Annotated in this window: 14 protein-coding genes; 5 read left to right on the top strand and 9 right to left on the bottom strand. The window is 60.0% G+C overall.

All coding sequences use genetic code 11. From position 1 onward, the window contains the following. Nucleotides 1-5: 5 nt before the first annotated feature. The 4 genes from CTJ15_RS07550 (at nucleotide 6) to CTJ15_RS07535 (ending at nucleotide 4,099) form a co-directional block, all read left to right on the top strand. Nucleotides 6-824, top strand: a complete 819-nt coding sequence (locus tag CTJ15_RS07550) for an IS5 family transposase (RefSeq protein ID WP_099780839.1) — start codon at nucleotides 6-8, stop codon at nucleotides 822-824. Beyond that, nucleotides 821-1,594 (top strand): tyrosine-type recombinase/integrase, encoded by a 774-nt coding sequence (locus tag CTJ15_RS07545; protein WP_099781419.1) that lies wholly within the window; start codon nucleotides 821-823, stop codon nucleotides 1,592-1,594. The genes CTJ15_RS07550 and CTJ15_RS07545 overlap by 4 nt, the downstream gene beginning before the upstream one ends. Nucleotides 1,595-1,664: 70 nt before the next feature. Further along, entirely contained in the window at nucleotides 1,665-2,483 is an 819-nt protein-coding gene (locus CTJ15_RS07540; protein WP_099780842.1) for an IS5 family transposase, read from the top strand. Between the two features lie 797 nt (nucleotides 2,484-3,280). Then, the gene (locus tag CTJ15_RS07535) at nucleotides 3,281-4,099 is read left to right on the top strand and encodes an IS5 family transposase (RefSeq protein WP_099780839.1); all 819 of its coding nucleotides are present in this window, start codon (nucleotides 3,281-3,283) and stop codon (nucleotides 4,097-4,099) included. Here the strand turns inward: CTJ15_RS07535 and CTJ15_RS25010 are convergent. The 6 genes from CTJ15_RS25010 to CTJ15_RS23920 form a co-directional block, all read right to left on the bottom strand. Then, nucleotides 4,087-4,221: a hypothetical protein gene (locus tag CTJ15_RS25010; protein WP_255414124.1), complete on the bottom strand. Its 135-nt coding sequence runs from the start codon at nucleotides 4,219-4,221 to the stop codon at nucleotides 4,087-4,089. The two genes, CTJ15_RS07535 and CTJ15_RS25010, sit on opposite strands and share 13 nt — an antisense overlap. Before the next feature lie 17 nt (nucleotides 4,222-4,238). Further along, nucleotides 4,239-4,526, bottom strand: coding sequence for a hypothetical protein (locus CTJ15_RS23930; RefSeq protein ID WP_126281851.1), 288 nt, complete (start codon nucleotides 4,524-4,526; stop codon nucleotides 4,239-4,241). 7 nt (nucleotides 4,527-4,533) lie between these two features. After that, nucleotides 4,534-6,582: an AAA family ATPase gene (locus CTJ15_RS07530; RefSeq protein ID WP_099781418.1), complete on the bottom strand. Its 2,049-nt coding sequence runs from the start codon at nucleotides 6,580-6,582 to the stop codon at nucleotides 4,534-4,536. Then, nucleotides 6,569-7,021, bottom strand: coding sequence for a hypothetical protein (locus CTJ15_RS23925; protein WP_126281850.1), 453 nt, complete (start codon nucleotides 7,019-7,021; stop codon nucleotides 6,569-6,571). The genes CTJ15_RS07530 and CTJ15_RS23925 overlap by 14 nt, the downstream gene beginning before the upstream one ends. 42 nt (nucleotides 7,022-7,063) lie before the next feature. Continuing rightward, nucleotides 7,064-7,285 carry a hypothetical protein gene (locus tag CTJ15_RS07525; protein ID WP_075822137.1) on the bottom strand — a complete coding sequence of 74 codons (222 nt, stop codon included), beginning with the start codon at nucleotides 7,283-7,285 and terminating at the stop codon, nucleotides 7,064-7,066. A gap of 497 nt (nucleotides 7,286-7,782) precedes the next feature. Then, nucleotides 7,783-8,265: a hypothetical protein gene (locus CTJ15_RS23920; protein WP_126281849.1), complete on the bottom strand. Its 483-nt coding sequence runs from the start codon at nucleotides 8,263-8,265 to the stop codon at nucleotides 7,783-7,785. A 181-nt stretch (nucleotides 8,266-8,446) separates the two neighbouring features. Between CTJ15_RS23920 and CTJ15_RS07520 the strand changes: the two genes are divergently transcribed. Then, nucleotides 8,447-9,817: an IS5 family transposase gene (locus CTJ15_RS07520; RefSeq protein ID WP_226945876.1), complete on the top strand. Its 1,371-nt coding sequence runs from the start codon at nucleotides 8,447-8,449 to the stop codon at nucleotides 9,815-9,817. 9 nt (nucleotides 9,818-9,826) lie between these two features. On the opposite strand, the gene CTJ15_RS07515 is transcribed toward CTJ15_RS07520, so the two are convergent. The 3 genes from CTJ15_RS07515 to CTJ15_RS07505 all read right to left on the bottom strand — a co-directional run bounded on the left by CTJ15_RS07515 (nucleotide 9,827) and on the right by CTJ15_RS07505 (nucleotide 12,147). Then, a complete protein-coding gene (locus CTJ15_RS07515) occupies nucleotides 9,827-10,690 on the bottom strand; it encodes a phage terminase large subunit (protein ID WP_099781417.1) in 864 nt (287 codons plus the stop codon). Then, nucleotides 10,680-11,093: a helix-turn-helix domain-containing protein gene (locus CTJ15_RS07510; RefSeq protein ID WP_099781416.1), complete on the bottom strand. Its 414-nt coding sequence runs from the start codon at nucleotides 11,091-11,093 to the stop codon at nucleotides 10,680-10,682. The genes CTJ15_RS07515 and CTJ15_RS07510 overlap by 11 nt, the downstream gene beginning before the upstream one ends. A 67-nt stretch (nucleotides 11,094-11,160) precedes the next feature. After that, the gene (locus CTJ15_RS07505; RefSeq protein ID WP_099781415.1) at nucleotides 11,161-12,147 is read right to left on the bottom strand and encodes a hypothetical protein; all 987 of its coding nucleotides are present in this window, start codon (nucleotides 12,145-12,147) and stop codon (nucleotides 11,161-11,163) included. Between the last annotated feature and the right edge of the window lie 727 nt (nucleotides 12,148-12,874).

The raw sequence follows: 12,874 nt of genomic DNA, 5'->3' as shown, positions 1-12,874 counted from the left end.
GGCCCATGTGGACCCCTGCCGCCCGCGCGCAGCTTGCGCGCGGCTCCCAGCCTTATGCAACGTGCCTAACCGATGCCGAGTGGGCCCTGGTCGAGCCCTTCTTGCCAAGCCCTGCAAAGACCGGACGACCCCGGTCCTGGCCGATGCGGCGGGTGGTCGATGCGATCCTCTACGTGCTCCGTACCGGCTGCGCCTGGGCGCATCTGCCCCGCGACTTCCCGCCGCCCGGGACCGTGCACCGTTGGTTCCTGCGCCTCTCGCGCCGGGGCACCTTCGAGCGACTGGCGCACGCCCTCATCATGGCCGACCGCGAGCGGGTCGGCCGAGAGGCCTCACCGACAGCGGCGGTGTTGGACGCCCAATCCGTCCGCTCGGGCGGTGTCGGCGTGAAAGGTGTCCGCGGCTACGATGCCGGGAAGAAGGTGACGGGCCGCAAGCGCCACGCCCTGGTGGACACGGACGGTAGGCTCCTGCTCGCCGCCATCTCGCCCGCCTGCCTGCATGACAGCCGAGGGGGTGCGGCCCTCCTGGCCATGTCGCGCCGCCCTTGGCCGTTCCTGGCCCGCTGCTTCGCCGACCGCGCCTACGCCGGTCCGCGGGTCGCCCGAGCCTCCCCCGTCGCCGTTACCATCATCGGCAGCGCACCCGGCCAGAAAGGCTTCGCCGTGCAACCCAGGCGCTGGGTGGTGGAGAGGTCCTTCGCTTGGTTCGGCCGCTGCCGACGCCTCGCTCGCGATCACGAGGCCACCGTCGGTTCCGCCGTCGCCTTCTTCACCCTCGCCGCCGCCATGATCCTCGTCCGGCGTCTGGCTCAGCCGTTATGAAACGGGGTCTCAGCCGCGATCATAGCCGGATCAACGCCAACATCGTTCCGTTGATCGGCCATTTGAAAGCGAATGCCGTCACTCAGAAGGACATTCGCGAATTCATGACGGCGATCATGGAAGGCAAGATCAAGAAGCGGACGAAGCTGGACAAGCCCCGTGCCGTATCGAACATCAGGGGCGGCAATGGCGCTGCGGCGCGGACCATGAGCTTCCTAGGCGGCATCTTCTCTTGGGCCGTGTCCGAGGGCATTCGAGCCGATAACCCGTGCCAGGGCATCCGCAAGCCCGCTGACGGCGTGCGGCAGCGGCGGCTAGGGGACAAGGAATATGCTGCCCTGGCCCATGGGCTGACGGCAGCCGCCCTACCGGGCGGGGATCAGAAGCCAGTTCCGGCCCCTGCCCTCGCCCTTGCCCGTTTCCTGGCCCTGACGGGCTGGCGCATGGGCGAGGCATTGAAGTTGACATGGGGCGAAGTCGATCTAGCGAAGCGGATCGCGACGCTGACGGATAGCAAGACCGGTCGCAGCGTCCGGCCTCTCTCCGAAGCGGCTTGCAAGATCATTGCGGAACAGCCTCGCGTTGAGGGTCGCGAAATCGTCTTCATGCCCGCCAAGGGAGGCGAAGAAGCCACGATGACGGGCTTCCCCAAGGCGCTCGCTCGCATCGTGAAGGCTGGCAACCTGCCGGAAGACATTACCGCGCACGTGCTGCGGCATAGCTTCGCAAGCCTTGCGGCTGATCTTGGCTACTCAGAACCCGTTTCATAACGGCTGAGGCGGGGTGAGCGGCGGGAGTTCTGCGCGTTCGGAGGGTGTCTGACGTCCTTCGAGGTGGCCCATGTGGACCCCTGCCGCCCGCGCGCAGCTTGCGCGCGGCTCCCAGCCTTATGCAACGTGCCTAACCGATGCCGAGTGGGCCCTGGTCGAGCCCTTCTTGCCAAGCCCTGCAAAGACCGGACGACCCCGGTCCTGGCCGATGCGGCGGGTGGTTGATGCGATCCTCTACGTGCTCCGTACCGGCTGCGCCTGGGCGCATCTGCCCCGCGACTTCCCGCCGCCCGGGACCGTGCACCGTTGGTTCCTGCGCCTCTCGCGCCGGGGCACCTTCGAGCGACTGGCGCACGCCCTCATCATGGCCGACCGCGAGCGGGTCGGCCGAGAGGCCTCACCGACAGCGGCGGTGTTGGACGCCCAATCCGTCCGCTCGGGCGGTGTCGGCGTGAAAGGTGTCCGCGGCTACGATGCCGGGAAGAAGGTGACGGGCCGCAAGCGCCACGCCCTGGTGGACACGGACGGTAGGCTCCTGCTCGCCGCCATCTCGCCCGCCTGCCTGCATGACAGCCGAGGGGGTGCGGCCCTCCTGGCCATGTCGCGCCGCCCTTGGCCGTTCCTGGCCCGCTGCTTCGCCGACCGCGCCTACGCCGGTCCGCGGGTCGCCCGAGCCTCCCCCGTCGCCGTTACCATCATCGGCAGCGCACCCGGCCAGAAAGGCTTCGCCGTGCAACCCAGGCGCTGGGTGGTGGAGAGGTCCTTCGCTTGGTTCGGCCGCTGCCGACGCCTCGCTCGCGATCCCGAGGCCACCGTCGGTTCCGCCGTCGCCTTCTTCACCCTCGCCGCCGCCATGATCCTCGTCCGGCGTCTGGCTCAGCCGTTATGAAACGGGGTCTCAGATAGCACGATTGGTGAACTGATCGGCCATCGCAACGGCGCCGGTATCACTCGCCGTTATATCCATCGGTCAGATGCCGTGTTGCTCGCCGCTGCCGATGCCGTGGCTAACAAGACGCTCGAACTCATGAGCGAGAAGAAGCCGGAAGCAGTCAGCGAGGCGGCATAAGAAGGGCGGCAAAGGCTTCTGCCCCTGCCGCCCTAATCCTGGCCCTAGGCTGGCCGCTGGCGCCGCTTAGCGGAGGCCGAAGGCCACCGGGGGCGCAGCCCCCCTGCCGCCCTGGCTAGGCCCTTGGCTCTGTCCCTGGCTCATCGGCGCTCGTCGCTCGCCAGAACCGCCCCCGGAAGCTCCGCCCCCGGAAGCTCCGCTTCCGCTTGCTTTGTTATGATGCTTCAAAGACCAATCGAACAACGCGGCAAGTCGTCCCTTCGGTGCATTCTCATGCGGAGCGGTGCCGTCTGCGGTAAGGAACTCATAGAGCCTATGATGGCTGTCGCAACCAAGAACGGTTGGCGAGCCATCCCCACCAGCAACGCGAACCGGCTCTTGCGAACCTTTCACGAATACAGCGGGCTTGCCTTCAAATAGCTTCCATTCATACAATGCACCGAACAAAGTATTGAATGCGTCTGCTTCAACGGCAACTTCGTTGACGAAGTTATCAACCGGCCAGTTGAGCGTATAATTCTCAACCTGCTTAGACCCCGTTTCATAACGGCTGAGGCGGGGTGAGCGGCGGGAGTTCTGCGCGTTCGGAGGGTGTCTGACGTCCTTCGAGGTGGCCCATGTGGACCCCTGCCGCCCGCGCGCAGCTTGCGCGCGGCTCCCAGCCTTATGCAACGTGCCTAACCGATGCCGAGTGGGCCCTGGTCGAGCCCTTCTTGCCAAGCCCTGCAAAGACCGGACGACCCCGGTCCTGGCCGATGCGGCGGGTGGTCGATGCGATCCTCTACGTGCTCCGTACCGGCTGCGCCTGGGCGCATCTGCCCCGCGACTTCCCGCCGCCCGGGACCGTGCACCGTTGGTTCCTGCGCCTCTCGCGCCGGGGCACCTTCGAGCGACTGGCGCACGCCCTCATCATGGCCGACCGCGAGCGGGTCGGCCGAGAGGCCTCACCGACAGCGGCGGTGTTGGACGCCCAATCCGTCCGCTCGGGCGGTGTCGGCGTGAAAGGTGTCCGCGGCTACGATGCCGGGAAGAAGGTGACGGGCCGCAAGCGCCACGCCCTGGTGGACACGGACGGTAGGCTCCTGCTCGCCGCCATCTCGCCCGCCTGCCTGCATGACAGCCGAGGGGGTGCGGCCCTCCTGGCCATGTCGCGCCGCCCTTGGCCGTTCCTGGCCCGCTGCTTCGCCGACCGCGCCTACGCCGGTCCGCGGGTCGCCCGAGCCTCCCCCGTCGCCGTTACCATCATCGGCAGCGCACCCGGCCAGAAAGGCTTCGCCGTGCAACCCAGGCGCTGGGTGGTGGAGAGGTCCTTCGCTTGGTTCGGCCGCTGCCGACGCCTCGCTCGCGATCACGAGGCCACCGTCGGTTCCGCCGTCGCCTTCTTCACCCTCGCCGCCGCCATGATCCTCGTCCGGCGTCTGGCTCAGCCGTTATGAAACGGGGTCTCAACAACTTCCCGCTTCTCGGCACGGATCACGTCCCGGTTGCCCTTAACTGCGGCAATCTCGGCCTCAAGTTCAGCGATGCGAGCGTTCGCCTGCTCAATGGTATCAGCCATTTTAAAATCCTTTCCTGTCAACCGATTCGCTTGCCGTTACGGAATCTAATTTCCTGCCGTCCAATAATCGGATTGAGCGGCGCGTTGCGGAACATCTTGGAAGTCACTTCAACCCGGTTATGCTTCTGACAAAGCTTCTTCGGGCGGAAATTACCGTTGGTCATACTGAATACGAAAGCCGATCCGCAGCATTCGCAATTAGTTTTCCAACCGACAATTCCTTCATTCACTTCGATGCATTTGAATAAATTATCTTCAAACTCAACTATCGTTCCAACTGCCGGGAACAATTTATATTCGAGCATTTGTCATTCAAACTCCATTGAGGTTCCGCTGCGCTTCATATTCCTGCCGCAGCCTCATAATTGTATTCTTGCTAACGTTAATTCCTTCCCTCTTTAGATTCTCAACGCATTGCCGAACGGAAATTCCCGAAGAGACTGCCATACTGATTTGCGTTTCGCGATTAATGCTCATATCGCGAACTGCCACAAGCGAAGAACCCCATTCGCCAACATCCTGTTCACGAAGCCAAGCCTTCATCTTAGGGGCCTTTGCGGCGTCCTTTTGCTTGGTGACTTCAATTTCAATCCAAGGGTCCGAACGCTTAATGAATAGCTCGGTGTCAAGAGCGGCATAGAATGCGCTGGAACCACGAGCGCGGCCCGACGCTTCGTGCCCGGTATGATGAAGCGTCACGGTAGAGCATCCGGGAAAAGCAGCGCGCAAACGATCAATTCCCGAAATATATTTAGTCATTCCCGCCGTTGAGTTTTCGTCTTCGTCGCCAAACGCTCGATTGAGAGTGTCAATGATGATTAGAGCGGGATGCCCATAATGATCTTTGATGCCCTGAACCGCCTCAATCGTCATGGCAACACTTTCTTCATCAGTCATTGGCGGCAGGTAATCGGCAACAGCGAAGGGAACATTTTCAAGCGAAGTGCCATAGTATGCGGCCCAAGCCCTGCAACGCTTTGCGATGCCGTGCTTGCCTTCGCCAGCAAGATAAATGACCGGCGCGGCGCAATGCATTTCTCCGCCCATGAACTCGTGCCCGGTAGCTGCGCTTAGACCAAGAGCTAGTGCGACAAAGGTTTTGCCGACACTTGACGCGCCAACGATACCGATATTCGCATCAGCCGGAATCAATCCTTCTACCAGCCATTTCACTTCCGTTTGCTCAATAGAATTAATCATCGTAATTCCAAGCTTGGGTTTAGCCTTAGCAGGCTGCGGCGGCTGCCAAGCGTTCGATTGCGGCGCTTGCTGAACTGGCTTCGCAGCATTGCTATTCGGATTAGTCCAACCGCGCTTCTGCGCTTCGGCGAAGATCAAATTCAAACCGCCATCGGCAGCGGTGGCAGCATTCCAAAGCTCGCGGTTCTTGTGCTGATCGTAAGAACCGTCATTTGCGGCGGCGCTCCATCGATCAAACACCGGCCATCCGCTTTCACCCTCACCCTTGAGCGCGATCATGGCATGGCGCCAGAAGCCGCCCTTCGTCGGTGGGATGGCCCATAGCGCCGCTTCGGCCTCGGCTAGCCGCGTGCTGTTGCCCGCCGATCCTGCCGGGGCATAGGCCGTGGCATCGAACACCATCGGCACGCCGCTAGGGCTGGCCGCAGGGGCAGGGAACGGCACGACATTGCCCGGCGCCAGGGCGGCAGCCTGCCCTTCGGGCAGGGAACTCGCCCCCGTGGCGATAGCCACGGGCTGCCGCTCCGGGAAAGCCGCGCGAAGCTGATCCGCCGAGTAAGGTGGATCGCCATCGCGCTTGAACACAACTTCTGAAAAGAATCCCGGCTCTTTCTTATTCCAAGCGAAGCCCGGAAGCCTCATTACACGACTTGGATTAGTAACGCTCGGATCGCTTTCAAAATACGCGGCAAGACGCTGTTGCATCGCACTGAAATCAGCAACCGGAAGATCAGAGACTTTCCAATAGACGTGGAATTTTCCCGGCGAGCTTCGAACGATAAGGTGGGGAACAACACCGATCTTCTCGATATCAGTAAAATACTCGAAGAATTTCCGCTCATTTTCAACAACCTGATCTATATCAATGAACACCGACCGAATACGGGTAATATCTTCGTCCTTGTGGCCGCCTTCGTTCACCACAAAGAAGATGCCCGCGCCGCTATTATTGAGGCTGACAAGTTCGCGCTCACAATCGGAAGGCCGAACATTCGACTTCGTGCGAATGAGGTTCTTTTTGTTGCGCGACTTGTTGTCATCGAATGTGCGAAGATTCCACTTCGCATTCGGTTCGAAGAAGTCGAGGGTTGATTGAGCAATAGCGATATCGAACTTATTAGCCGGTGTCTGTAGAAAGGCCGGAACTTCACTTGCGGACATAGTCACGCTCCCATTCGGCCGTCATCCAGTCAAACCACGTATCCCAATTATCGGCTTCTGCGCATAACTTCCAAATCCAGGCTTCAAAAGTAAGACATTCGAAAAAATGTTGATCCAACGTCTCAACAAAATTTCGAATGTTTTTGCCGGTCACTGTATTTCTAATGCCGTCAATATTGTCGCCGAAACCAATAACTGAAAACCTCCGGTAATATGCGGAACCTCGCTTCTCATACGCGCTAATGATTTCCGGGTCGTACCATTCGGTAGAGATTCTCTGTCCCGCAAGGTAATAGCCACGGTATGTCTTGCGCCAACCGCGAGGAATTTTGCCGACTAATCCGGGGGGCGGCTTTTGGTCCTTGTAATAAATAAAACGCTTGCTTGCCTTAGGATGGCTGCGTATATATTCCAGCATTAGATTTTCTTTCTTTAGCATGAAAACTCAAGCCCGATGCCCTAGCGGTGTCGGGCTTTTCTTTTATGCGGCCTTGTTGCAGGGAAAATGCATTCGCTTTTCGGCCCAATCGAGCAAATCGGCCCAACGGTAAAGAACGCGACCGCCAAACTTTCTATAGATCGGACCTCCACCGCGAGTGACCATGCTTTCAAGTGTCTTGTAAGAAGTCGGATATCCCGCTTCGGTCAACGCGGCGGCGGCATCCTTACGAACAAGCAAAGCATCGGCGTTCGTCGGAACCATGACGTTAAATCCTTTTCGCTTTTCGGGGCGGGCTGTATTGGCCCGGTGACGGCATAATTGCGGGCTTTGCTTTTTCTTCGCAAGCCCCTTTTTTGCTAATTCCTCATTTTCTCACGAAAAGTAATTACTTTTTCTTTCATTTAGTTCAGCATTTGGAATTAGAGCCGATTTAATCATCGCGATTATTTGGAGTTTGATTATCGCGATGATTAAAAGGGGATTGCCGCGAGCTTTAAGGGCCGATCCTCGATCCCCCCTGCCCGAAGGGCAGGCTGCCGCCCTGGCGCTTCCCCTGGCCCTCGGCAAAGGCCCCAATCCTGCCCAAGAGGATCGGCGCTGGCTGGCCTTGGGCGCGTAGGAGCCATCACCCTGCCCGGAAGCCTCGCAAGGCCCCTGGCGGGCGCCTTAGCCTGGACCATTTGGGCGCCACTAAAGGATGTGCGGCCAGATCAGGGCGGCAGTATCGGGGGCTTTGCCCCCGATAGGTTCAGTTCCAATTACCGCGAAGAAGAGAATGGCATTTGAATGTCAACGAAGCGCGCCAGTTGGAAGCGCCTCAAGCCATAGCGGAGCGCGTCATAACCGTGATCGGCCTGGCTGCTATCAATGTCTTCCGGTTTCCGTTCATCGCGAGTGAGATAGGGAAGCGTTGTCCAAAGGTATTCGCAGCGCCGGGCAATATAGAGGCCGGGCTTATCCAGCTTGCCAGCATCACGAAACATGGTCCGCATTGTCTCAAGACCGGAGAGACGATCGCCCTTAATAGCCGGTTCGAAGTAAACGCCAGCCGTTTCAAACTCTTTCGCGATGCTGCCCGTAGAATGGCCGGTTCGTGCGAAGCAGGCATCATCCGCCACGCCAAAGGGCTTCGCGTGCCACCGCTTGCACATGGCAAGGATGCGCTCCGAAACTTCCGGCACGGTCAGGCAAAGACCCGCGTTGTAATTGCCGGGCCGGTTCGTCGCGACTTCATCCAGCACAAGAACGCTATCACGCGGAAACCATTGATCGCGGATGTAGGCACCGGGCGAGGTAGCGAGAAGTAGTCGGCCTTGAATAACTCGTAAGGCACTGATCTAGCTGTGAGATTTTCCGGGCTCGGCGACCTGGATTTGCAGGGTTCGATTGTTTTCGACGACAAACCCTGCGAATCTTGTGGGCATGAAGCACCGCCCGCGCCCGCCGGAACAGGCCGATCTGCTGCGGCCGCGGCTGGTCGACATGATCGATGGGCGGCACGAACTGGTGCGGCTGGCGGCGCTGATCGACTGGTCCTGGTTCGAGCGGGAATGGGCCGGCTTCTTCCCCGCCGCTGAGGGACGGCCGGCCACGCATCCGCGTCTGGTCGCCGGGCTGATGTACCTCCAGCACGCCCATGGCCTCTCCGACGAGGCGGTGCTCGCGCGCTGGGTGGAGAACCCGTACTTCCAGCACTTCACGGGTGAGACCTTCTTCCAGCACCGTGCGCCCATCCATCCCTCCTCTCTCAGCCGCTGGCGCGGTCGCATCGGTGAGGAAGGTGTCGAGTGGTTGCTGACCAGGACGATCGAGGCGGCTCAGGCTTCGGGAGCTGTGACGTCGAACAGCTTGGCCGAGATCGCAGTGGACACCACAGTGATGGAGAAGGCCATCGCCCATCCGACCGACAGCCGCCTCTATGAGCGGGCCCGCCACTCGCTGGTGACGCTGGCGCACAAGGCCGGGATCGCCCTGCGCCAGAACTACAATCGCCTGGCGCCGCGCCTGGCCGGCCAGGTGGGGCGCTACGCCCACGCCCGGCAGTTCCGCCGCATGCGCAAGGCGTTGCGCACGCTCAAGGGCTACACCGGCCGCATCCTGCGCGATGTTGAACGCAAGCTCGGCGCCGTCCCTGACGGGCCACTGCGGGCGCGCATCGAGCAGCGCATCGCCCTCGTCACCCGCCTGCTGCTCCAGACACCGAAGTCGTCCCGCAAGCTCTACGCCCTGCACGAGCCCGAGGTGGACTGCATCGCCAAGGGCAAGGCGCGGGTGCGCTACGAGTTCGGCACGAAGGTCAGCATCGCCACCACCCTCGCCGGTGGCTTCGTCGTCGGCATGCGCAGCCAGCCCGGCAATCCCTACGACGGCCACACCCTCGCCGACGCCCTCCAGCAGGTCGAGACCCTCACCGGCCAGCGTCCCAGCCTCGCCGTGGTCGATCGCGGCTACCGCGGCCATGGCGTCACGGCAACCAGGGTGCTCGTCAGCGGCACCAGCCGCGGCCTCACGCCCCGCCTGCGCCGGCTGCTCCGCCGCCGCAGCGCCATCGAGCCCGAGATCGGCCACATGAAGACCGATGGCCGCCTCGCCCGCTGCGCCCTCAAGGGCACGCTCGGCGATGCTCTCTACGCCGTCCTCTGCGGCTGCGGCCACAACATCCGCAAGATCCTCGCCCACCTCAGGGCCCTTTTGGCCGCTCTCCTCGCCGCCCTCCGACAGGCAATCCTCACCCCGATCAGCCAAGCCAGCGTCCCGACAGGCCGCACCCTGCTCGCAGGGGCGACAGCCTGAAGACGTTGTTCAAGGCCGACGAAGTAGCGTCACGCTTGGCGCTGCCGATCCCCAATCGTGGCTTAGGTAGAACTCCGAATCCCAATCGGCGCCAAGATCGCTTGCGGTGAAGTTCGGGATCGCAACGCGCTTCTCATCCAGCACGGTCGCGAACATGGCACCGCGAGAGACGGCCCAATCGCCATCGGTCCATGCGCGAAGAAGCTCCGGATCATCGGGGCAGGAAGACGTTAGCTGATCGGCATACGTCTCGCGGTCGATGAAGACGTTCCCGGCGAAGGTCGAAGGGCAGTGCATGAAGAGGCGCTTGCTCTTCTCTTCGGTGAAGACTTCCCAAGGTTCCGCGCCGTTGAAGACGTAACGCTTCGCGAGCCATTGATGCCCCACGCCAGCCGGGTTCGCCGCAACGATCATCCGAACCGGCATATCCTTCGGACCGCGAAGGTTCGAACGCAGCATGTCCAGCAAATACGGATCGGCAAACTGTCCAGCTTCATCCACAATGAGAAGATTGAAACTGCGGCCCTGATACTTCGTATAATCCGAGGCGCTTTCTAGCTGTCCAAGCTCCACATAAGCGCCGTTCGGCATTCGCCAGACATGCTCTGCGGCATTATACCTCGCTGCCGTGCCGTAAACCGTTCCGAAGACTTCGCGCAAAGTATTCTCAAAGTCGGCAAGGCCCTTATAGCTCTTGCGAATGTAGAGAATGCGCGACTTGCTGCCGTATTGCTCCACATGCCGCAGGATCAGGAGCGCGATGCACCACGACTTGCCGCCACCGCGACCGCCGCCAAGAAAAAGATCAACCTCTTCCGGAACGGCGAAAACACGTTGCTGAAAGCTGTTAAGCTCGATTGCTTCACCGCTCATGGTCAATGATCTTCTTCTTGTCTTGCTTCACCACGGCTTCAAGCTTTTCGGCACCGGGAAGTGCGAAAGTGATAGAAACGCGGTTCGCAATGTCGCTTTGGTCGCCTTCACGGTATCCATGCCGCGCCTTGAGCAAGAACATTGCCGCAGTCGCGTTGCCCTTTTCGGTCGCGGCTTTGAAGAGGGCATTGAAGAGCGTATTATGCTCTGCATCGCGGCCCATATCGAAGGCGCGTTGAAGCTCTTCGTCTTCTTCAAGCCAACGATCAAAGGTCGTTACTGAAACGCCAAGCTTTCGCGCGATTCCCGCTTTGCTCCAACCATTCGCAGCCATATCGGAAATGCGCTCAAGCGCGTCTTCCGGCGGATTCTTCCGCAGCGGATGAGTTAGGTCTTTGGCCATTGTCGGCACCTATTCGGTTGTTGAAGCGGCAGTCTCCGGGGCTGTCGCCCCGGAGAGGTTTTTCGCTTCACTTGCTCAAGAGGAAAGCAAGCGGGATCGCCTTACGCTCAACAACCCGGTTCCAATGCGAACCGTCGCGAAGATCGGCAATCGACGGGCTTTCGTCGGCAAGAGTGCCTTCGATCCAATCGAAGCCGCTTGGATGCACCGCGCAATTATTCCGCGAGTGCAGAACTTCCATGCCGCCGCCATTACCTGCCGCCGGAACACTCTCGATTTCCGTTCCCTTGGCAACATTCGGCGCCGTCATGCCGTAACTCAGCGCACCGCTACCGGCGAGGATTGTGGTGAACTTGGTCCCATCATTCGGAAGACCGTCATCAACGATAACGACCATGCCGCGATAAGTCGGAATGGGCTTGCCCATGCTCGGCACGGTCACGAACTCGATATTATCGTTCTTGAGTGCGCGAGTATAAACATGGCTATGCATGAAGATGGCCGAAAGACTGTCCATCGCATCGCCAAGCGTCGCAGCCGCGTCAATCACCGCCGAAGCGTTGAAGTTCGCCGCCTCGGCGGTCATAGCCGAAATATCAACGATCATGTCCGACGCATCATTGTTCAGGTTATCCGCAAGGATGCCCTGTAGCGTCGCCACAACCCGCCGCTGTAGCTGCCGCGACCAATAATCCGTAACCCGGCCCTGTAGCGCGGCCAGCGGATCGCTTCCGGCAAGCTCACCGGCAAACTGCATCGAAGACCAAGACTGATGCAGGAAAGACTTGCGAACGCGCTGCTTAAACGCCGTGATCTTCTGCGGAGTAGAGAAAACTTCCGGATCATCGTTCGAACGATCCGCTTCCGCGTTACCAAGATCATTCCAAGCGGGAACATTGAAAGTCTCGCCACCGCGCTTTAGCTGTGCGTCAATGGCAGAGTTACGAACGATGGCGCCGGAGCTAAGAAGCGCCGTCTTCTCCATCGTGTTCTGAACGGTGTAGGAAGTGAAGGTTTCCGGGACGACAACGTCCGAAAGGCGCGTAACTGCCATAATGAATTTCCGATCAATGGATTTGGATTGATCGGGCTAAATCGTCACAAACGATTTCGTGCCAGGATCGCTACTGCGATCAGGATCAGAGTTGGAATTAGCGTCGCTACTGCTTCGCGATTTCCAACCCCACGACCCCAATCATGGCGGCGGTTCGAGGCCAAGGCAAGGGCTTATCGAGGCGGCAGCAGGGGGCGTTGCCCCCTGGATGGCTTGGCTCGGCCCGAGCCTCTAGGATTGGCGTAGGCGGCTTTTCGAGGGTTTGGGCTATAGGGGTAGCGGACGTGTGCCTAGAGGCCAAAATTGGCGCAGGAAAATGGCGGATTTCGGTGTGCCTGATTGCCGGGTCCGGCCATGGGCCGCCTTATCTGCTTCTTCGTCGGTCAGACAAGACGTTAACTGATTGGTTGAGCTTCGCGTTGACTCCACAACCGAATCGCATTACATAACGATGCTTTAATGAAAGGTTAAGCTAATAGCGAATGAAGAACTGCCGTTTGAGAAAGCATTTCGTGAAATTCGAGAAGCGAAGTCTGAAAGCAGCAAATTAGCAACCAATGGTGGGAGATGGTGGCACGCTTTTGTAAACGTGTGGCGCGAAGACCTCAATCGAATCAGTCAAGAAAACTCCGCTGAGTTGCAGCGATTGTATCCTGTTTCGTTTTCGCAGGCTACAACGAATAAGGGTGCCGTTTGGGAAACGAAGCTTTCAATCGGCTTACATAAA

This window comes from Roseomonas sp. FDAARGOS_362, assembly GCF_002754815.1.
GTDB lineage: Bacteria > Pseudomonadota > Alphaproteobacteria > Acetobacterales > Acetobacteraceae > Roseomonas > Roseomonas mucosa.
This window is presented reverse-complemented; position numbering and strand designations above follow the sequence as displayed.